This is a genomic window from Virgibacillus sp. W0430, from assembly GCF_051846935.1.
Lineage (GTDB): Bacteria > Bacillota > Bacilli > Bacillales > Amphibacillaceae > JBPYCR01.
Window position 1 is genome coordinate 25,952 of sequence record NZ_JBPYCS010000016.1, and the last position, 19,309, is coordinate 45,260.

Consider the following 19,309-nt stretch of genomic DNA (forward strand, 5'->3'; position numbering starts at 1 on the left):
ATCGTTTTAGGTCGGGGCACTGGCTACTACCTCCTTTTGAAATAAATCGCATCTACGAAAGCTTTGCATTTACTTAATATTGTACTATAAATTTGTACAAATTGGTAAATAATCTTTTTGATGCTTTTCGGCAGAATCCGATAAATAGCGCTTAGTACCCACGTTAACGGAACATAGATCAACTTTAATAGCCAAAGCAAAATGGTAATAAAGCCTTGAACAAGTGCGAGCATTACAATAAAAAGTATCCTTACGAGCCATCGAATAGGCTGAATTAGCAAGCGATTTACAAGAGCCTTTATCCAACGGAAGAGCGTCTCTACAATTAAAAGAATGTGTTCCAGTGCTTTTTTGAAAATTGCAGAAAACATTACTTGATAAATAGAATACCCAAAAAGACAAGCTAAAAAAACATAAAATCGAAGTTCTCCACCATTTACTTGAAATAATAAATAAAATAAGAGCACGGTTTGCAGAAACCAAAAACTAACCTCTAATACATAATAGAATACCGTTTTCTTTGCTAACGCTGCTGTAAGCCTGCGGAACGTATCAAGGGCGAACCCTAAATAAATGCCACCAATTGTCATAGCAAGCATCGTTAGAAATTGAACATCGAGCGTCATCTAAATAGCTTGCTAAAGAAGCCTTTAGCTTTCTCCTGATGGTGTTCGTCAACATATGAGAGATCATACACTTTTCCTTTTATCGATACGATCCCCTCGTCCACATCAAGATTTTTTAATTGTAAGTTTTGTCCTCTCACAATTAAATAGCCCATTACTGTCTCCAGAAGAAATTCCTCATTATCAAAGCTGTCAATTTCCTTCACACCATTAATTTCCATTTCCTTACGGTTATTAATCTTTACGTGGTGTTCCTGTTGCGTCCGTGTTATTTCTTCTCTATGATAATAGTTCACAACGATCACCTTCCTTCTTATCCATAATCTATGAAGGAAGGGACAAGTATAGAACTTCAAGCTTGATTAATTTTTTCCTCTTTTACGATTTGATATAGGTCTGTTGCCGCTTCTTTTGTAACATGCTCCTTTATTTCTAGCACCTTAACTGTTACAATGCGCTGTCCGTATTGAATCTCCAGTTCATCGTTCGGACTTACGGTAGTTGCGGCCTTTGCTACATTTCCATTCAGTTTGATGCGCCCCTGATCAGCAATTTGCTTTGCCAATGGGCGGCGTTTAATTAATCGGGCATTTTTTAAAAATTTATCTAAGCGCATATATTGTTACTCCTTTCCTTTTGCTTCATCCCAATACGTATCCATCTCTTCTAGGGTAGATTCTGTCATATCTCTACCTGATTCTTGCACTTTTTTTTCAACATATGCAAAACGAGATAGAAACTTTTGATTTGATCTCGATAACGCAGAAGCTGGATTGACTTTGTAGTGACGCGCTAAATTTGCAATAACAAATAAGACATCACCGATTTCCTTTTCAATTTCAAGTGGATCATCTTCATCGATTGCCTTTTTTACTTCTTCGATTTCTTCATCCAACTTAGCCCATACTTCTGCTGTATCCGGCCAATCGAAGCCTGCTTTTGCCGCTTGTTTTTGTAATTTAGCTGCTTTAGCTAATGGTGGCAAGCTATTCGGAACGGAATCCAAGAGAGAGGCCCGCTTCTTCCCCTTTTCTTCTTGCTTTAACGCTTCCCAGCTTGCATGTAAATCCACTCCATTTTGCAAATGGTCCTTTTTAAAAACATGAGGATGACGGTGAATCATTTTTTCCGTTATCCCTTTTATAACATCGTCAACGGTAAAGTATCCGTCGTCCTCCCCAATTTGACTATGTAGCATAACTTGCAGCAACACATCGCCTAATTCTTCAACAATACCTTCGTCATCTTCGTTGTTTATAGCATCAATTAACTCATACACTTCTTCTATAACATATGTACGCAACGACTCGTGAGTTTGTTGTTTATCCCATGAACAGCCCTCTGGACCACGCAAGGTTGCTATTGTATTGCGCAAGTGATGGAATGTATGTGTGAGTAGCTCATCAGGGACAGGGGGCACATATAAGCTTGTTAAATTACTCATTTGTACATGATGATCCAGCTCCTTTAAAGGGATTGGAATTAGCTTCTCCTCATTTGTCCCAGCTGCTTCGACGATAGTTACTTCGTAATCTGCAGGCAGGTCCTCCAATAATACTAATTTCACTTCGGAGGCAATCATGCGATCATACACTTGGCAAAATACAGTATGCTGTTTATAATTCAACTCACTTCGGTGAAAGGACGCGCCATCTATAAATTGAAATCCGTCGATCGGATCGATTTTTAACGCGGTAAATAAAGCATCTAAATAACTATGCCCTCCAACTACATCGACCTCTACGTCGGGCTCGTCTAACAATAGTTGAACGGTTTGTTCGGCAAGCATTGGATGTCCGGGAACGGCATAAATAATAGGACGGCTTTTCGCCTCTTTTACTAGCGTTTCTACTATTTTTTCATAAACGTTCGCAAAGTCCGTTTCTGCTTCGTAATACGAATCAAACGACTCAAACGAGATGCCTTCTTGCTGTAACGTACTTACTACAGGGTGTAGGCATGTTCGGACAAATATTTTGTCTTGTTCCCCCGTTAAAAGCTTGTAAATGCCTAAGGGCAGTTGATCAATTTCCCCTGCACCGAGTCCGACAATTTTAATATAAGCTGTCATCTTTAATCCCTTCCTTTATGTATACGTATAAATACAGAGGCAAAAGGCAAAACGGATAGCTCTTTTTCTGTAAAAGCCTTTCCTCTTAATAATAATAAAAGATAAAGGCCCCCACCAGAAAGAACCATAAATAACACATAAATAAGCAGAGCGAAACGTGTCATCTCTAAAAAAGAAAAAGCAATACATTTACCAACATATAAATAAATAATCATACTAAGAATGGCTCGTAAAAAAACAGTCCAAGTAATATTGCGAAAAACCGTCAGCTTAGCTAGCTTTCTTTTTAGCTCGATATAAACAAATAAAAATAAGACCGTCATACTTAATGTAGTTGCTAGAGCACTTCCATATATTCCGTACAAAGGCACGAACGTGTAATTAAGAAAACCTTTAACAAATACTACAATTAGAATAAATGCGGCTGTTCGCTTCATATAGCCTAGCCCTTGAAGTATCGCTAAAATCGTCACACACATTGAGCTGAAAAGGATCGTGCCAACAAGAACTTGCAAGCTAGACGTTCCTTTTTCGTTTTCATACAAAAGTGCATTTGTTTCCGGAAAAAGAACAATTAGTCCAACTGCTGCTCCAGCAGCTAAGTAAAAGCTGTACTTTAATGCCGTTTCAATATGGTCATACACATCGCGGCGATTTTCTGTTAATTTCTTTCGTGTAATTACCGGAATACTTGCCAATGCAAATGAAGACCCCAACACCGTTCCAAGCTGTATTAACGGTTGTCCTCGATCTAAAATACCTTTTGCAGCCATTGCTTCCATCGAGGTCAATCCATGTTTTATTAATTGTGGGACAAGTGTGAGAACGTCTACAAGTTGTAGCAATAACAATACCATATGATTCATTGAAGCTACAACTCCAAATGCAACAAGCGTTTGTGCATAGTACCGCCATGGAATAGGATTTGTTGTTTTAACGATATGCCTTTTCTTTATAAAAGGAATTGCAACGATACAGGTAGCTGCACTTGCTCCTAAAATAGAAGCAAACGTTGCTCCTGTACCTATTTTATAAACATCTAACCCTTTATACGCGACGAAATATGCAACCGTTATAATTAGGATTACCCGTACTGTTTGCTCCCCTACTTGTGAATATGCCGTGTACTTCATTTCCCCGGATCCTTGAAATACACCACGGAACAAAGCTAATACAGGCACAAATAAGAATGCTACAGCTGCTGTTTGATAGACGGTAATTAAGTTAAAATCTCCTATGACCCATGCTAAATACGGTGCAGCAAAATACAAAGCGATAAAGAAAATACCGTTCAAACAAAAGGTAAGCAGTAGAATTGGAAGGTAAAGTGAGTTCCACGTTAAAGCTGTTTTGCGATCTTTTAAATCAACGATAATTCTTGAAATTGCGGATGGAAATCCATATAAAGATAAGATTAGTATAATACCTAAAATAGGATAAACTTGTTGATAAATATAAAAACCGATATCCCCAGTTAAATTTTGCAATGGGATTCGGTAACCAGCACTTAATATTTTACTAATAAGGCCGGCAGCAGTTAACAAAAAAGCGCCCTTTATAAATTTCCCGTTCATCATAATGCCTTTCTTAAAGAGGTAATACATGTAGTATAACATATGGCTATTTCCTTGAAAAAACGCATTCTTGCCCGGATTGAGTCACGTATTTGTGGGTGTTATTTTAAGAAGTTAAAAAACCTCTCTTTGTATTCGTTAATTTTAGTATTGATTCCTACCGACCGCAGTAGATATACACTACGCTTTCCGTGGAGGCTGAAGCCGTGCCCGCGGAAAGCATCCACCTGTAGTGAAAATCAACGGTGTTATTCATGTGTATATCGTTCGAAGTAAAATTGATCACATATTATCTAGTTAGATTCGTGCATCTGTTCCCCCACAAACATGTTACTCATACTCTTGCCCGTCAAAAGCGAAACTGGTTCAGTAAATGAAAAATCGGGCAAAACAACGCTTGTGTTTTGCCCGAGCAATTCTCGTTTTTATTCCATTTGCTTGGCGAGGAAACTGGAGGCCGTTTCAATAACTTTTTGCTCCGCATCGTTTAATTTATCTCCATTTTTTGATACCATCATGACACACCCAATAGGATCCCCGTTCGCAATAATTGGGCTTATGCAATACGCATCCAAATCTTCTTCTTTTCCGCTAATAATTTCTACGGTCCGCTTCTCTTGTTCAAGCTTTAATGTCCGATCCTCTATTGTATGTTCAAGCTCTGTACCAATACTTTTGTTTAAATAATCTTTTTTTGATTCCCCTGCGATAGCTATAATTTCATCACGATCACAAATAAAAACAGGATACTGAAAGGAATCGAAAATTGCTTCTGCATATTCTTGTGCAAAGTTTCCAAGTTCATTAATAGGAGAGTATTTTTTTAAAATTACTTCTCCTTCCCTTGCTACAAAGATTTCTAAAGGATCCCCTTCACGAATGCGTAATGTTCGTCTAATTTCTTTTGGAACAACTACTCTGCCTAAATCATCAATTCGACGGACAATTCCTGTTGCTTTCATCTTCGTTAAAACCTCACTTTCGTATGATGATTTTCTTATGGTGTGTTTTTTACGTCAGCACGTCCTAGAAAATGGTGTGAGCTTTCTCTAGATTTGTAAAAATCACCAGTGCTGGTTTTAGTATGATTCTATCTCAACAGATCTATTCACTTGTCCGTTATTTTTACTCGGCTTCGTTTACAGTGGCCAGCTTTTCAATGAACTCGGCAATTACGTTGTAGCGTTTCGCATCATCTTCTTTTCGCCATTTATAAATTACTTTTAATTTATTGCCAGATGTGCCTAAGGTAATGCTGTTTCGATAATTATTAGCTAGTTCAAATAGCTTTGCACCATCAATTTTTTGGCTTCTTTTTTCTTCTATGAGCAATTCCATTCGTCTCGCTTGCTCTGTAATCGATTCAACCTTTTCATTCTTTGCAAGCTTCTTTAATCGTGATACAGCAAATAAATTTTCAACCTGTTCTGGATAGTCGCCAAAGCGGTCAATTAGTTCTTCCCGTAAAGCTTCGACATCTTCCTGTGACTCCAACGCTTGGAATTGCTTATACATATCTATTTTTTGTTTCTCATCACTTATGTATGTGCCAGGAATATAGGCATCAATAGATAAGTGGAGCTCTGGTTCAAATGGTGTTGTAGCCGTAATATCTTTTCCTTCTTTTCGGGCATCGATCGCTTCTTTCAACATTTGTGAATACATATCAAATCCGACAGAATCGATAAATCCGTGCTGCTGCGCACCTAGTAAGTTTCCGGCTCCGCGTATCGATAGATCACGCATGGCAATCTTAAACCCTGAACCTAATTCGGTAAACTCTTTTATCGCTTGTAATCGTTTCTCTGCTACTTCTGTTAATACTTTATCCTTTTGGTACGTAAAATACGCATAAGCGACACGATTTGATCGTCCTACTCTACCTCTAAGCTGATAGAGCTGGCTTAACCCCATACGATCTGCATCATATACAATAAGTGTGTTCACATTAGGGATGTCTACACCTGTTTCAATAATTGTCGTACTCACTAATACATCATACTCGCCTTCTAGGAAGCCGAACATAACATTTTCTAGCTCTGTCTCATTCATACGACCATGGGCAACGGCAATACGAACATCATCTACGAGCATACTTACATCTCGTGCTACTTTTTCAATGTTTTCTACACGATTAAATAATAAAAACACTTGCCCGCCACGAGCCATCTCCCTTTCAATCGCCTCGCGAATAACGATTGGATTGTGCTCAACAACATATGTTTGAATTGGAAAGCGATTTTCGGGTGGCGTTTCAATTACGGATAAATCGCGAACACCGAGCATAGACATATGCAGCGTCCGTGGTATCGGTGTCGCTGTTAAGGTTAGTACATCCACATTTGTTTTCAATTGCTTAATTTTTTCTTTATGTTTAACACCGAATCGTTGCTCCTCATCTACGATTAACAGACCTAAATCTCGATATTTTACATCGTTTGATAAAAGACGATGCGTTCCTATAACGATATCTACTTGACCTTTTGCAAGCCCTTCAATAGTTGCTTTTTGCTGCGTTTTTGTACGAAATCTGCTTAATAGCCCGATGCTTACCGCATGGTCCTGGAAACGTTCTTCAATTGTTTGAAAGTGCTGTTGGGCTAGAATTGTTGTTGGAACTAGGATAGCAACCTGCTTCCCTTCAGCGACTGCTTTGAAAGCCGCTCGGATTGCTACCTCTGTTTTCCCGTATCCGACATCGCCACAGAGCAATCGATCCATTGGACGTTCTCTTTCCATATCTTGCTTTATTTCCTCTATACATCGCAATTGATCTTCTGTTTCCTGATAAGAGAACGCATGCTCAAACTCATCTTGCAGCTCGGTATCCTTTTGAAACGCATGTCCTTTTTGCGCTTGCCTTTCTGCATAAAGCTTAATTAAGTCATCTGCAATGTCCTCAACCGATGATTGAACCTTTCTTTTTACCTTTGCCCATTCCGACCCGCCTAACTTATAAAGCCGTGGTTCTTTTCCTTCCGATCCGACAAACTTCTGAACAAGATCTATTTGGTCAATTGGAACATACAATGTATCATCGCCGGAGTATTTAATTACTAAATAATCTTTATGCAGCTTATTTACTTTTAACGTTTCAATTCCAACATATTTACCAATACCATGATTTGCATGAACGACATAATCCCCGATTTTTAGCTCTTGATAATTCTTAATCCGCTCTGCATTTGAAATATTCTGCTTTTTACGTACACGCTTCGTTTTCTTCTTAAAAAGCTCGTTTTCTGTTATGAGTACAAGTTTATGCATAGGAAGTTCTATTCCACTACTAATGTTCCCAATTGTTATTGTAGGTGTATTTATCGGCAAGCTTAGTCGACCGGCTATCGTTGCTTCGATTTGATAATCTGTAAAAATGGAATGAATCTTTTTTGCGCGTTGTTCGTTTGGTGCGAATACGATAACCGAGTAGTCGCTTTTTTCCCAGCGATCTAATTCATTTTTAAGAAGGTTCATCTGTCCGTGAAACTCTTGCATCGGTCTTGATGATAGGTTAACAATATTTTGTGGTTGGGTGTTCGGAATATGTCGTAAAAAGACCGACATATAAATTCGGGAATAATCGGTTATTTTATCCCAAATAGTTGCCCAATCATAAGAGAAACGGCTATCTTTCACCATCTCGTTCGATATGAGTAAGCTACTATACCATTCCGCTTCCTCCGTATCTAGATTTGCTGCGGCTTCTTGAATACGGCTCATTTCGTCTAATATAATAAAACCGTTATTAGGCACATAATCTAATAAACTAGCAGGTGATTCATATAGATAATCAACGTATTTATATAATTCTTGAAATTGTTCAAGCTCTTTTAATCGACTAATATCGTATTCCATTACTTCCATTAGCTTTTCCTTCGCTTCAGAAGCTTTCATTTTTTTCAGCGAGTGTATCAATGCTGCTTCTAGCCGTTCTGCACCAGACATCATATCTTCCTTTGTCAAAAGCAGCTCCGTTGCCGGTCCAACAACAATTGTTGCTCTTTTGTCCTTTGAACGCTGTGTATCTGCATCAAAGTAACGAATCGAATCGACCTCATCATCAAAGAGCTCGATACGTAATGGATATTTTTCTGTTACAGGATATACATCAATAATACCGCCTCGTATACTAAATTCACCTGGGGCAGTCACCATTTCAACTCGTTCATACCCCATATCTACGAAAGCTTGTAAATACATATCCATTTGAATGGAGTCTCCAACTTTAAATGGCAGCTGGTATTTTTCCCAGTAGGAAAGCGGTGGAAGTATACGTTTTAAGGCCGCTACAGGAGCAATTAAAATGCCTGAGTCTAGTTTTAGCCAATTTGTAAGAGCTTCAATGCGCTGACTTTTCAGCTCTGGACTAGCAAAGGCCATTTCAGAAGCAATTAGTTCATTTACAGGGTACAAAAAGACGCGTTCATTGCCGATAAAATCGGATAAATCATCATACAATTGCTGGGCTTGGATTAGTTGGTGGGTCACAACTAATGTCCGTTTATTTATCGCTTCACTCATAATGGAGATAAGCAACCCTCTTGCTGAACCAGACAGCCCGGCAACGAGCTGCTCCTTCATTCCGTGTGATACTCCATTTATAATTGATTGCACATCTTCTTTTGATCTTAAATATTCGTTTATTCCATCCATCATTTAACCCCCATATATATGTGAAAGCGAGACGATTTTACTTCCCTCAACAAAGATCGTTCTTCGTCACTCGCTAAATTGTACGCATGTAATATACAAGATTATGTCCGCTAGAAGATAAGCGCAAAAATGCTTTGGTACATTAACCAAAGCTTAGCTTGCTTATTTTATTGCAGGAGTAGATTGAATTGCTTGCAACGTTGCTCCTGTACAACGTATTCACTGTATAAAAAAATCAAGTTCGTGGTATTGTGGAAGCTGCCCGAGTGACGTTTCACAGTTTTCACAGATTGTTTTTATATGAACATCGCCATTCGTTTTATACGTAATCATTTCCTTCTTATCCTGATTCGATAAATTATCCCATCCAAGCATTGATGTGTCCACTACTTTTCGATCGAGTTTTCCGATCTCATGTCCACAATGTCTACACGTATAAATAATAGACATCTAAACCCTCCTCAAATAAACGTGCCATACTAAAAGTTTATCCGAAAAAAGGGTTCTTATACGGGGTCTGCTGAAACATGTTTCTAATCTTTTGTATTATACTGATTCATTACATCGTTAAATGGTTGTTCAATCCAAGCTTCACACGCTTGTGCAGCTTGTGTAACACTCTTACAAACCGCTTCAAGTTCTTTTTTTGCGAAAGGGTTTAAGACATAGTCAACAATTGGAACGGCTTCTGCAGGTCTGCCAATTCCTATCCGTAGCCGTTTAAATTCCTTCGTACCGAGATGGTCGATAATTGAGCGAATTCCATTATGACCTCCGTGACCACCTTTTTGACGTAAACGGATTTTTCCGACGGGGAGATCAAGATCATCATATATGACTACTACATCTTCACTGTTCACTCCATAAAAATCGATAATTGAGCGAACAGCTTTTCCCGACAGGTTCATGTATGTTTGGGGTTGTACGAATAAAATCTTTTCTCCTTTATGATGTACGATCGTGTGCATGGAATCGAACTTATCTTTTTTTAAAGGCCCCCATTGTTGCCGTCGGAGTATTTCATCTATTGTAATAAATCCGATATTATGACGTGTTTTTTCATACTTTTTACCGGGATTTCCTAAACCAACGATACATTTCATTTTTTTCTCCCTTTATCCAATAATATGAACCATCGCTATGAAATAGTAGAAAGACAATTTTTTAAGCATACAATAATCCCTCCTAATAAGAAATGAAACAGCTGTGTTTCTTAAAGGAGGGTTATTTTTTTAGGATATTCGTAAAATGATGGCTAAGGAGAATTTCCCTAGTCATTATCTCTCATGAAATACATTCGCTTTCCACGGGGAAAGTGGTGAGCCTTCTTGTACTCGTGAACTGTGGAGCCTCACCGAGCTCTTTCTTCCCGCTAGTGTCTAGCGCCTTCCATGCGTTCGTGTCGGAGACCATCTCTGGTTTTCCACAAGCGAAACCGAATACCTCTTTTTTAAGCATTCAGCTTTTAAACTACTTTTTATTCGAAGCATATATGTTATGCTTCTTTTTCATCCTCATCAGCACCAACGAGCTCTGGTTCTGCACTTGGATCTGCAGCTTCTGTCTCTTCTTTTTCTTCTTCAGGAGGTAAAACAACAGCTATTGTCGTTTCGTCCTCATCTATAATTGAATATTTATCAGACGTAGGTAAGTCCATAACAGTAAGACTGTCGCCAATTTGTAACGCTGATACATCGACAGAAATCTCTTCCGGAATATCTGCTGGCTTTGCACGTACTTGCAATTCGAAAAGCGGCTGCTGAAGAATTCCGCCTTCTTTCGTCCCTTCTGCGTCTCCCTCAAGGCGAAGTGTCACTTCTACATCCATCTCTTCGGACATATCAACAACATAAAAGTCAACGTGTACGAGCTCCCCTTTTACAGGGTCCATTTGATATTCATGAAGCATAACATCTGCAGATGCACTGTCTTCGATATCTAAAGTGATAATCGCATTTCGACCTTCATCACGAACCGTTTTTAATAGTTCAACACTATCAACCGAAACGGTTCTGTTTTCTTTCCCTTTACCATATACTACTGCTGGAACATGACCTGATTTTCTAATCTTTTTTGTTGCAGAACCTGAAAGATCTTCACGTTTTGCTGCTTTTAATAAAATTGCCATTTTTGTTGCCCTCCATTTTTTATAAATCATCTATCTAATTTTAGTATAACGCAACTTTCTCCATAACTATAAGATATTGCGTATTTAATCAAATAATATACTTACCGATTGATACTCATGCACACGAACAATTGCCTCTCCAATAAGAGGTGCTACAGACAACTGCGTAATTTTATCTATATGTTTTTCTTCTGGAAGTCGGATTGAGTTCGTCACAACAAGTTCTTTAATTTTTGAATTTTGAATTCGCTCAATTGCCGGACCTGACAAGACTGGATGTGTACAGCAAGCATAAACTCCGGTCGCGCCGTGGTCAATTAAAGCATTGGCCGCAAGTGTAATCGTACCAGCTGTATCAATTATATCGTCAATAATAATGGCCGTTCTTCCTTCAATATTTCCGATGATGTTCATCACTTCTGCTACATTTGGACGAGGTCTTCGTTTATCAATAATACCGATAGGAGCTTTTAAGCGGTCTGCCATTCTCCGTGCTCGTGTAACGCCACCATGATCTGGTGAAACAATGACAATGTCTTGTAAGTCTTTTCCTTCAAAATAATCAGACAGAATCGGCACTCCTTGTAAATGATCAATCGGCTTGTCGAAAAAGCCTTGGATTTGTGGAGCATGCAAATCTAATGTAATTACGCGATCCGCACCGGCTGTTTCTAATAGATTCGCCACCAGCTTAGCAGTTATTGGCTCTCTGGAGCGCGCCTTTCGATCTTGTCGTGCATAACCATAATAAGGCATAACAATATTAATTGAAGTAGCCGATGCACGCTTTAAAGCGTCAATCATAATTAGAAGCTCCATTAAGTGATCATTAATCGGATCCGATGTTGACTGGACGACATAGACATCGCAACCTCGAACACTTTCTTCAATATTAATTTGAATTTCGCCATCACTGAATTTTGTTACTGCACATTTCCCAAGTGAAATCCCCATATGGCTTGCAATTTCCTCAGCCAATACACGATTGGAATTCAGTGTAAAAACCTTTAACTCTCCATCCTTGTAGCCAGATGACATAAATGAAGCCCTCCATTAAATATTATTTTCGATTTCTAATTTTTGCTGCGTAACCGTCTTTATTTTCTTGCCTTGCTCGTGCAATTGCTAATGAATCTTCAGGAACATCCATCGTAATTGTAGACCCAGCAGCTACATACGTGCCTTTCCCGATTGTTACCGGGGCAACTAGATTTGAATTACAGCCGATAAATGAATCGTCCTCAATGGTTGTCAAATGTTTGTTTTTTCCATCATAATTTACAGTAATCGTACCGCAACCGATGTTCACATTTCTCCCTACATTTGCATCTCCAATGTAACTTAAGTGGGATGCTTTACTATCATCCCCAAACACAGCTTTTTTCACTTCCACGAAGTTCCCAATCTTGACGTTATTGCCAATTGTAGAAGCTGGTCGAATATGAGCAAAGGGCCCGATATTAACTCGATTCCCTATTTCACTGTCCGTTACTACACTTTGTTTTATAACGGTGCCTTCCCCAATTGTACAGTTCGTTATTTCCGTATGCGGACCGATTACAGAATCGCTTTTGATCACAGTCTTCCCTGTAATTACGGAACCAGGGAAAATAACGACGTCTGGTTCAATGGTTACTTCAGCACCAATATACGTATTGGCAGGATCCATAATTGTAACACCATTTTGCATATGCAGCTCATTAATGCGCTGTTTCATTGCTGCTTCTGCTTGAGCCAGAGCAACACGATCGTTTATACCCATTGTTTCTTCTGCATCTGTCGTCATAAATGCTTCTACTCTTTCGGCAGACTTTTGTAGAATTTCAATAACGTCTGGCAAGTAATATTCACCCTGTGCATTGTCATTCGACACTTCTTGCAAAGCAGCAAATAATGCCTTGTTATCAAAACAATATGTACCTGTATTTACTTCCTTTACGAGAAGCTCATTCTTATCTGCGTCTTTATGTTCTACAATACGCTCTACTTTTCCATTCTCATTGCGAATAATCCTTCCGTAGCCAGCAGGATTTTCCACTTCTGTAGTCAAAATAGTCGCTTTTGCATTGTTTGCTTCATGATAAGCAAACAGTTCTTCATACGTTTCTGTCGTAATTAAAGGTGTATCACCACAAACAACGATCGTCGTACCCTTTTTATCCTTTAGTAGGCGCTCCGCTTGCTGAACAGCGTGCGCAGTGCCTAGTTGTTCTTCTTGAACAACAAAGTCGCTTTTATTTCCGACTTCCTCCATAACTTTATCTGCACCAAATCCAACAATTGTAATTTGTTTATCTAACTGTAACGGTCGTAAATTTCCAATGACGTGCTGAATCATTGGACGTCCAAGAATTGGATGAAGCACTTTATAAAGCTTCGACTTCATTCGAGTCCCTTGGCCTGCAGCCAAAATGATTGCATAACGCTTAGTCATGAAGTTCCCTCCATTCTTTTATCCCCATTATAAAATAATAGCTTAAACGAATCAGCATTTCAACAAATATAATGTGCACCTATGCCGTATCCATTCGTTAGCTTCACACAATTTTCGAAACATGGGCTCGGCGAAACATTTGTAAAAAAAATAAAAAGTTCGTATTTTTTAAAAGCGTCATTCAAAATTGTTTTCTTTAGAGCTAATTACCAGTGTAAGCATATTCTCTACTCCTTTAAAAAACAAAAAATGGCCCGATCATCAGTGTATGATGATTAGAACCATTTTTACTTTTAAGGGCTCGCTATCATATAGCCCGGCAATCTTTATATTTAGTTTTAAGAAGCTCCTGCTCCTTCAAAATTCACTTCTGATTCTGTCTCTGCTTCACCAACTCGCTGATACTCTTCTAAAACTGCTTCCTGAATCTTTGCGCGTGTAGTCGAGTTTATCGGATGTGCTATGTCTCGAAATTCGCCATCAGGAGTTCGTTTTGAAGGCATAGCAACAAACAATCCATTGTTACCGTCAATTACACGAATATCATGTACGACAAATTCCTGGTCAAAAGTAATCGATGCAATCGCTCGCATTCTACCTTCTGTATTGACGCGGCGCAATCTAACGTCAGTTACTTCCATGATGTTTCACCACCTTTTTCCAATTTGAACTTAGTTACAATAGTTCAACAAAAAGGAAAAAAGTCCTGCTTATTTAATAAAAAAGTTTTAAAATATACTTAATTTTTACAATAAACTGTGAAATATCTAGAAAATAGAGCTGTTTATTGCTAGATTACGAACGCTTTTAACCTTTTCTTGGTCCCCAAATATTTCCCGGTTGTACATGAATACAGTTTTTCTTAATATCCACATCCGTTATTTTAAGTAAGGAAACATATTCATCTACAACTCGTTCATCTTCTTCGTCGTCCGCTTCAGCTAGCACCCCAACTGCCTGGACATTTGCTTGAAACTCTGCCAATAAACTGCGCATCCCTGTTATTGTCCCACCTGCTTTCATAAAGTCGTCAATTATACAAACATTGGAACCATCTGGGAGACTTCGTTTTGGCAACACCATCGTCTGGATTTTTTTTGAAGAACCCGAAACATAATTAATGCTTACAGAAGACCCTTCTGTAACTTTCGGATCTCTTCTTACGATAACAACGGGCACATTTAAGTGCGTAGCTACTGCATATGCGAGTGGGATACCTTTAGTAGCTACCGTCACTACTATATCAATATTTAAATCTGAAAATTTAGAGGCAAAAATCCGACCTATTTGCTTTACCATATGGGGATCTCCTAAAATATCGCTCATATAGAGATAACCTCCTGGTAAAATACGGAGTGGATCCTCTAACATGTTGCATAATGCATCTATAAAAGCTTGTGCATTTTTCTCTGAGTAGTTTGGTATATATTTTACGCCTCCAGACGCACCATATACTCTTTCCAAGTGTCCGATTCCTTCATGCTGAAACATTTCATCGACTATGTCTAAGTCTTCGCTTATGGAAGATTTGGAAGCACTAAATTTATTGGAAAAATACGGCAATTGAATATGTTCTCTTGGATTATCAAGAAAATGGTTCGTTAAGGCGATTAACCGGTTGCTTCTTTTCATTATTACACCCCAAAACCGAATATTTACTTCTTAATATACCATTTTCATACGGTTTTACGCAATAGCTACCTTTTAGCAGATTGCGTCACGTATTTGTGGGTGTTATTTTAAGAAGTTAAAAAACCTCTCTTTGTATTCGTCAATTTTAGTATTGATTCCTACCGACCGCAGTAGATATACACTACGCTTTCCGTGGGCAGTGAAAATCAACGGTGTTATTCATGTGTATATCGTTCGAAGTAAAGTTGATCACATATTATCTAGTTAGATTCGTGCATCTGTTCCCCAACAAACATTTTACTCATACCTTTTGGCATGGTAACGTTACGTTTTTGTGGGCGGATATTTACAATCTTGAAAAACGCTTTTTGCATCGGTTATTCTAATTCTTTAATGTGCTGCGCTTAGCACCATTGACATATACTCCGCTCACTTACGTATTGATGAACTAGAGGCTTGTATATCCATTAGCTAATATCGGGGGGAATAAACGTGAAGGTTAGGAAGAACAGCTTAATAAAATAAAGTAAAGTACAATAAAAAGTTCCTAATATGTTATCTCACAACGATTATACACACTTTATTGCAGGCGTGGAATTAAACGTTTGAATTGTAGAGCAGATCTTTCTGGAACATGAAAAAAGACCCTTAATTAAAAGGTCTTCAACATTAACTACTTTTCTAGCGTCTATATTTTGATTCGAAAAAGCTGCGTTATTTTCGCCATTGAACGTGCTCAAGTTAGCCTAACATCCGAACGAGGTACACTTCATCACAAAAGCCACGTAATCCATTGTATATACTTATTCCCTTTTTCTCTTGTTGCACAAGACCATAGATTGTAGGACCACTACCGCTCATTAGCACCCCTAGTGCGCCTGCCCCTGTCATCTTCTTCTTTAATTCCAATACTTCAGGATATCGTTCCAGTGTGACCTTTTCTAAGACATTTGCAGAATAGGTGCATAGTTTTTGAAAGTCCTTGGCTATTAACGCATTCACTATTTCTTCTGTTCGCAAATGGACAACATCTTCCGTATTAAGCAGCTGAAAGATTTTACTAGTAGAAACTCCGATATCTGGCTTAGCTAAAATTACCCAGCAAGGAGGCGGCTTAGGTAACGGAAAAACCTTTTCGCCACGACCTTTTACTAATGCAGTATTATTATATACACAAAACGGAACATCCGAACCGATAGCCGAACCAATATGAGCAAGCTCCTCTAGTGGTAATTCTAGCTTCCACAAACGATTCAACCCTCTTAATACTGCAGCAGCATCACTGCTTCCGCCACCGAGACCTGCTGAAACAGGAATATTCTTGTCCATACGTATATGTACCCCGTTATTTATGTTACAGTGATCCTTTAGCACTTGTGCTGCCTTATATGCCAAATTACGCTCATCGCTAGGTACATATCTGCTCGCTAAAGACACATGAATCGTATCATTCGCAAGTGACTCCAATTCAATACGGTCGTATAAATCAATTGTTGTCATAATCATTTCTACTTCATGATAGCCGTCGTCCCGCTTTCCCAAGACGTCTAGTGATAAATTTATTTTTGCTGGCGCTTTTTCTAATACACCCATTCGGTCACCTACTTAACTAAAAAGCATTTGTTCTTTTTCGGTTAATCACCTATTGTATGAGCATTGTATCATATCTAATCGTTAAATAAATAGAAGGAAAGCGTAATCGTTTAAGCAAAAGGTAACATACGATGGGTTTTATGAAAATAATGGACAAGGAGAAATTTTCTAGCATCAGCCAGCGCCAACGAAAAACAATTAAACTTATTACGTGAAATTCATAATGAAGTAGAAAAGAACATGATTGGTTACTTATCAGTAAAAGTTATCCTCTAAAGAGGGGAGTGAAGCCATCCAAGATCAAAAGCAAAATTATTTACAGCTTGAAGCATTACTTGAAAAAGACGGAAAATGAGGTACTAGTTTTTATTATAATTGGCTTGACGATTAATCTTAAATATAAAAACAAGCATAATAATCTTTTGAAATTATAGGCAGCACTTTTAGAGCTGCCTCTGCCTTTACAGAATCCAACCCTCGCCGCAAAAAATTAGTATAACCGAAGGATCACTTATTTGTCCCAAAAGGAGCCTCCACAATTTACGGCCGTTTTTTATAGAATTCATTATTTGCTTTGGTCTCTTTTTTAAATTCTTCGAGAATATCCTCAAGCTCCAGCGTTGAATGTTTCTTCCACTTTTAGTTTTCATGCATAGTTCATGATCAGGACATGACAAACAAACCTACTATCTTATTTTTTGGATAATAGGATATTTATATCAAGGAAAGGTTTATATATTGTAAATACTTTGAAACACTGATTCTAATGTGAATTGGTCCGTTATAAAAACATTTGCATACCCACCATTTAAAGCTCCTATTATACTCTGGGTCTTTTTTTCCCCTCCAGCGACTAATATTGATGTCTCTTTTTCTCTTAAATGATGCAAATTAATGCCTATTGTTCTAACATCCAGTTCCTCACTACAAATTTCTCCGTCAATATCTATGAAGCGAGAACAAATGTCACCTACTGCTTTATTCTCTTTTAAAACTTCCATATCATATTCATTTAAATAGCCAGCCTTTAATAATGTAGAATTCTTTCGTATATCTCCTACTGTAAATAAAGCTATATTTGTTTTAATAGCCAAGTTAATAACATAAGAAATATGACGATCAGACATCACCATATCTCTTATTTCTGAACGCTCAAAAATTGCAGGTAGTGGAAGAAAGTAAGGAGAAGTATTATAGGCCCTTCCAAAACTATTAAATATATCAGAAGCAAAAGTATTACTATCTATATGAGGTATTCCTCCATTCAATTGAACTATCTTTATATCTTGAATTTGCTTTTTGGGTATTCTTTTTGCTATTTCGTATATGGTTGTACCCCAAGTTGTACCTAAAACATCCCCTTCCCTAACAAGGCCGTCTATATAATTAGCACATTTTTCACCTAAGTATCTTTTAATTACTGTATTATCGTTTTTAGGAACATTTACAACCATAAGTTTTTTTAAACCAAAATGCTCTTTAATATATTTTGCGTGATTTTCCTTTTGTTGGCGAAAATCATTTATTTTTATTTCTACCACTTTTTTTTCTTTAGCCTCTTTTAATAGCCTGGCTACAAGGGATCGAGAAACGCCTAACTCCGTTGCTATTTTTTGTTGACTATAATTTAATTGATAGTATAACTTTGCCACTTTAACCAATCTGTCCATTTTGTTCATTTTGTCCATTTTGTCCATTTAATTAAACTCCTTTTGTTAAGGGGGAATTTAAATTTAAATGGAACAATATCATAACAACTGATAATGTTCCATCTAAATCTAATTGAATGATAATATACCCTGACCCTATGTTAGGATATAATTATATATGTTCTATAAGCTACCCCTAAACTTGCAAATATTATTGCTACTATTGTTAGAAATGGATCATACTTGGTTTTACTGGGATTCCTGTAATATGTTTTTTTGGCACTTGAGTTAAAACCTCTACTTTCTAATGCAATTACTTGGCTTTGTACTTTCATTATAGAATTTGATATTAAAGGAAAGATAATAGGAACAAACGCCTTTATTCTACTAAAAAAATCACCTTCTGTATCTAGACCCCTAGATTTTTGTGCCTCTATTATAGTTTTCATTTCACGATTAAAAACGGGGATAACTTGAAATGTTGATGATAGCACAAAACTCGCCCTATAGCTAATACCTGCTTTATTTAAAGCAACACCTAATTCTGTTATATTCATTGTTCTTACTAAAAGAAAGAGAACTGCTACTATCGGAACAATTCTAGCATATACATTCGTCGCTTTTAGTAAACCTTCTTCGTAAAAAGCAATGCTTGTTCCAGGTATAATTTGCCACACTACTGTTTGGTTTTCTGGATTTAATATACCTTGGATTAAAAACAGGCTGATCCCTAAAATAAGAACTGCCAAAAAAACTATGCCAAACTCTTTAAGCATTTTATGCTCCAGTATTATTATAAACGATAAAGCAAAAATTATTATTGAAATATAGTAATTTGAAAAACAAAAGACTCCTATGGTTATTCCTAATCCTAGCCATATTTTTGTCATAGGATAAACTTTACTAAAAAATGTACTTTTATCATTTATATCTAACATATAATCATATC

General features: G+C 37.7%; 17 protein-coding genes. All 17 read right to left on the bottom strand.

The window, feature by feature from the left end; translation table 11 throughout:
- Positions 1-26: 26 nt before the first annotated feature.
- Positions 27-626 (bottom strand): spore cortex biosynthesis protein YabQ, encoded by a 600-nt coding sequence (gene yabQ / locus ACLIBH_RS09595; protein WP_439316489.1) that lies wholly within the window; start codon positions 624-626, stop codon positions 27-29.
- Positions 623-922 (bottom strand): sporulation protein YabP, encoded by a 300-nt coding sequence (gene yabP / locus ACLIBH_RS09600; RefSeq protein WP_439316490.1) that lies wholly within the window; start codon positions 920-922, stop codon positions 623-625. Before yabP ends, yabQ begins: the two co-directional genes overlap by 4 nt.
- Positions 923-978: 56 nt before the next feature.
- Positions 979-1,242 carry an RNA-binding S4 domain-containing protein gene (locus tag ACLIBH_RS09605; protein WP_439316491.1) on the bottom strand — a complete coding sequence of 88 codons (264 nt, stop codon included), beginning with the start codon at positions 1,240-1,242 and terminating at the stop codon, positions 979-981.
- 6 nt (positions 1,243-1,248) lie between these two features.
- A complete protein-coding gene (gene mazG / locus ACLIBH_RS09610; protein ID WP_439316492.1) occupies positions 1,249-2,697 on the bottom strand; it encodes a nucleoside triphosphate pyrophosphohydrolase in 1,449 nt (482 codons plus the stop codon).
- Between the two features lie 2 nt (positions 2,698-2,699).
- Entirely contained in the window at positions 2,700-4,274 is a 1,575-nt protein-coding gene (locus ACLIBH_RS09615) for a putative polysaccharide biosynthesis protein (RefSeq protein ID WP_439316493.1), read from the bottom strand.
- 422 nt (positions 4,275-4,696) lie between these two features.
- Positions 4,697-5,233: a stage V sporulation protein T gene (spoVT, locus tag ACLIBH_RS09620; protein ID WP_439316494.1), complete on the bottom strand. Its 537-nt coding sequence runs from the start codon at positions 5,231-5,233 to the stop codon at positions 4,697-4,699.
- Positions 5,234-5,396: 163 nt separating this feature from the next.
- On the bottom strand, positions 5,397-8,924 hold the full coding sequence (gene mfd, locus ACLIBH_RS09625; RefSeq protein WP_439316523.1) for a transcription-repair coupling factor: 3,528 nt from the start codon (positions 8,922-8,924) through the stop codon (positions 5,397-5,399).
- A gap of 219 nt (positions 8,925-9,143) precedes the next feature.
- Entirely contained in the window at positions 9,144-9,374 is a 231-nt protein-coding gene (locus ACLIBH_RS09630; RefSeq protein WP_439316495.1) for an anti-sigma-F factor Fin, read from the bottom strand.
- 83 nt (positions 9,375-9,457) lie between these two features.
- Positions 9,458-10,027 (bottom strand): aminoacyl-tRNA hydrolase, encoded by a 570-nt coding sequence (gene pth, locus ACLIBH_RS09635; RefSeq protein ID WP_439316496.1) that lies wholly within the window; start codon positions 10,025-10,027, stop codon positions 9,458-9,460.
- A 392-nt stretch (positions 10,028-10,419) separates the two neighbouring features.
- Positions 10,420-11,052 carry a 50S ribosomal protein L25/general stress protein Ctc gene (locus ACLIBH_RS09640; protein ID WP_439316497.1) on the bottom strand — a complete coding sequence of 211 codons (633 nt, stop codon included), beginning with the start codon at positions 11,050-11,052 and terminating at the stop codon, positions 10,420-10,422.
- Between the two features lie 84 nt (positions 11,053-11,136).
- The gene (locus ACLIBH_RS09645) at positions 11,137-12,090 is read right to left on the bottom strand and encodes a ribose-phosphate diphosphokinase (RefSeq protein ID WP_439316498.1); all 954 of its coding nucleotides are present in this window, start codon (positions 12,088-12,090) and stop codon (positions 11,137-11,139) included.
- 22 nt (positions 12,091-12,112) lie between these two features.
- On the bottom strand, positions 12,113-13,486 hold the full coding sequence (gene glmU / locus ACLIBH_RS09650; RefSeq protein ID WP_439316499.1) for a bifunctional UDP-N-acetylglucosamine diphosphorylase/glucosamine-1-phosphate N-acetyltransferase GlmU: 1,374 nt from the start codon (positions 13,484-13,486) through the stop codon (positions 12,113-12,115).
- 338 nt (positions 13,487-13,824) lie between these two features.
- Entirely contained in the window at positions 13,825-14,127 is a 303-nt protein-coding gene (spoVG, locus tag ACLIBH_RS09655; protein WP_439316500.1) for a septation regulator SpoVG, read from the bottom strand.
- Between the two features lie 166 nt (positions 14,128-14,293).
- A complete protein-coding gene (gene purR, locus ACLIBH_RS09660) occupies positions 14,294-15,118 on the bottom strand; it encodes a pur operon repressor (protein WP_439316501.1) in 825 nt (274 codons plus the stop codon).
- A gap of 741 nt (positions 15,119-15,859) precedes the next feature.
- Positions 15,860-16,711: a 4-(cytidine 5'-diphospho)-2-C-methyl-D-erythritol kinase gene (gene ispE / locus ACLIBH_RS09665; RefSeq protein ID WP_439316502.1), complete on the bottom strand. Its 852-nt coding sequence runs from the start codon at positions 16,709-16,711 to the stop codon at positions 15,860-15,862.
- Positions 16,712-17,442: 731 nt separating this feature from the next.
- On the bottom strand, positions 17,443-18,408 hold the full coding sequence (locus ACLIBH_RS09670) for a sugar-binding transcriptional regulator (RefSeq protein WP_439316503.1): 966 nt from the start codon (positions 18,406-18,408) through the stop codon (positions 17,443-17,445).
- Positions 18,409-18,521: 113 nt separating this feature from the next.
- Positions 18,522-19,298: an energy-coupling factor transporter transmembrane component T family protein gene (locus ACLIBH_RS09675; RefSeq protein ID WP_439316504.1), complete on the bottom strand. Its 777-nt coding sequence runs from the start codon at positions 19,296-19,298 to the stop codon at positions 18,522-18,524.
- Between the last annotated feature and the right edge of the window lie 11 nt (positions 19,299-19,309).

Excerpts from the sequence above, each read along its gene's own strand:
- yabQ (WP_439316489.1), bottom strand. The coding sequence starts at position 626 with ATGACGCTCGATGTTCAATTTCTAACGATGCTTGCTATGACAATTGGT.
- ACLIBH_RS09605 (WP_439316491.1), bottom strand. The coding sequence starts at position 1,242 with ATGCGCTTAGATAAATTTTTAAAAAATGCCCGATTAATTAAACGCCGC.
- mazG (WP_439316492.1), bottom strand. The coding sequence starts at position 2,697 with ATGACAGCTTATATTAAAATTGTCGGACTCGGTGCAGGGGAAATTGAT.
- ACLIBH_RS09615 (WP_439316493.1), bottom strand. The coding sequence starts at position 4,274 with ATGATGAACGGGAAATTTATAAAGGGCGCTTTTTTGTTAACTGCTGCC.
- spoVT (WP_439316494.1), bottom strand. The coding sequence starts at position 5,233 with ATGAAAGCAACAGGAATTGTCCGTCGAATTGATGATTTAGGCAGAGTA.
- mfd (WP_439316523.1), bottom strand. The coding sequence starts at position 8,924 with ATGGATGGAATAAACGAATATTTAAGATCAAAAGAAGATGTGCAATCA.
- ACLIBH_RS09630 (WP_439316495.1), bottom strand. The coding sequence starts at position 9,374 with ATGTCTATTATTTATACGTGTAGACATTGTGGACATGAGATCGGAAAA.
- pth (WP_439316496.1), bottom strand. The coding sequence starts at position 10,027 with ATGAAATGTATCGTTGGTTTAGGAAATCCCGGTAAAAAGTATGAAAAA.
- ACLIBH_RS09640 (WP_439316497.1), bottom strand. The coding sequence starts at position 11,052 with ATGGCAATTTTATTAAAAGCAGCAAAACGTGAAGATCTTTCAGGTTCT.
- ACLIBH_RS09645 (WP_439316498.1), bottom strand. The coding sequence starts at position 12,090 with ATGTCATCTGGCTACAAGGATGGAGAGTTAAAGGTTTTTACACTGAAT.
- glmU (WP_439316499.1), bottom strand. The coding sequence starts at position 13,486 with ATGACTAAGCGTTATGCAATCATTTTGGCTGCAGGCCAAGGGACTCGA.
- spoVG (WP_439316500.1), bottom strand. The coding sequence starts at position 14,127 with ATGGAAGTAACTGACGTTAGATTGCGCCGCGTCAATACAGAAGGTAGA.
- purR (WP_439316501.1), bottom strand. The coding sequence starts at position 15,118 with ATGAAAAGAAGCAACCGGTTAATCGCCTTAACGAACCATTTTCTTGAT.
- ispE (WP_439316502.1), bottom strand. The coding sequence starts at position 16,711 with ATGGGTGTATTAGAAAAAGCGCCAGCAAAAATAAATTTATCACTAGAC.
- ACLIBH_RS09670 (WP_439316503.1), bottom strand. The coding sequence starts at position 18,408 with ATGGACAAAATGGACAAAATGAACAAAATGGACAGATTGGTTAAAGTG.
- ACLIBH_RS09675 (WP_439316504.1), bottom strand. The coding sequence starts at position 19,298 with ATGTTAGATATAAATGATAAAAGTACATTTTTTAGTAAAGTTTATCCT.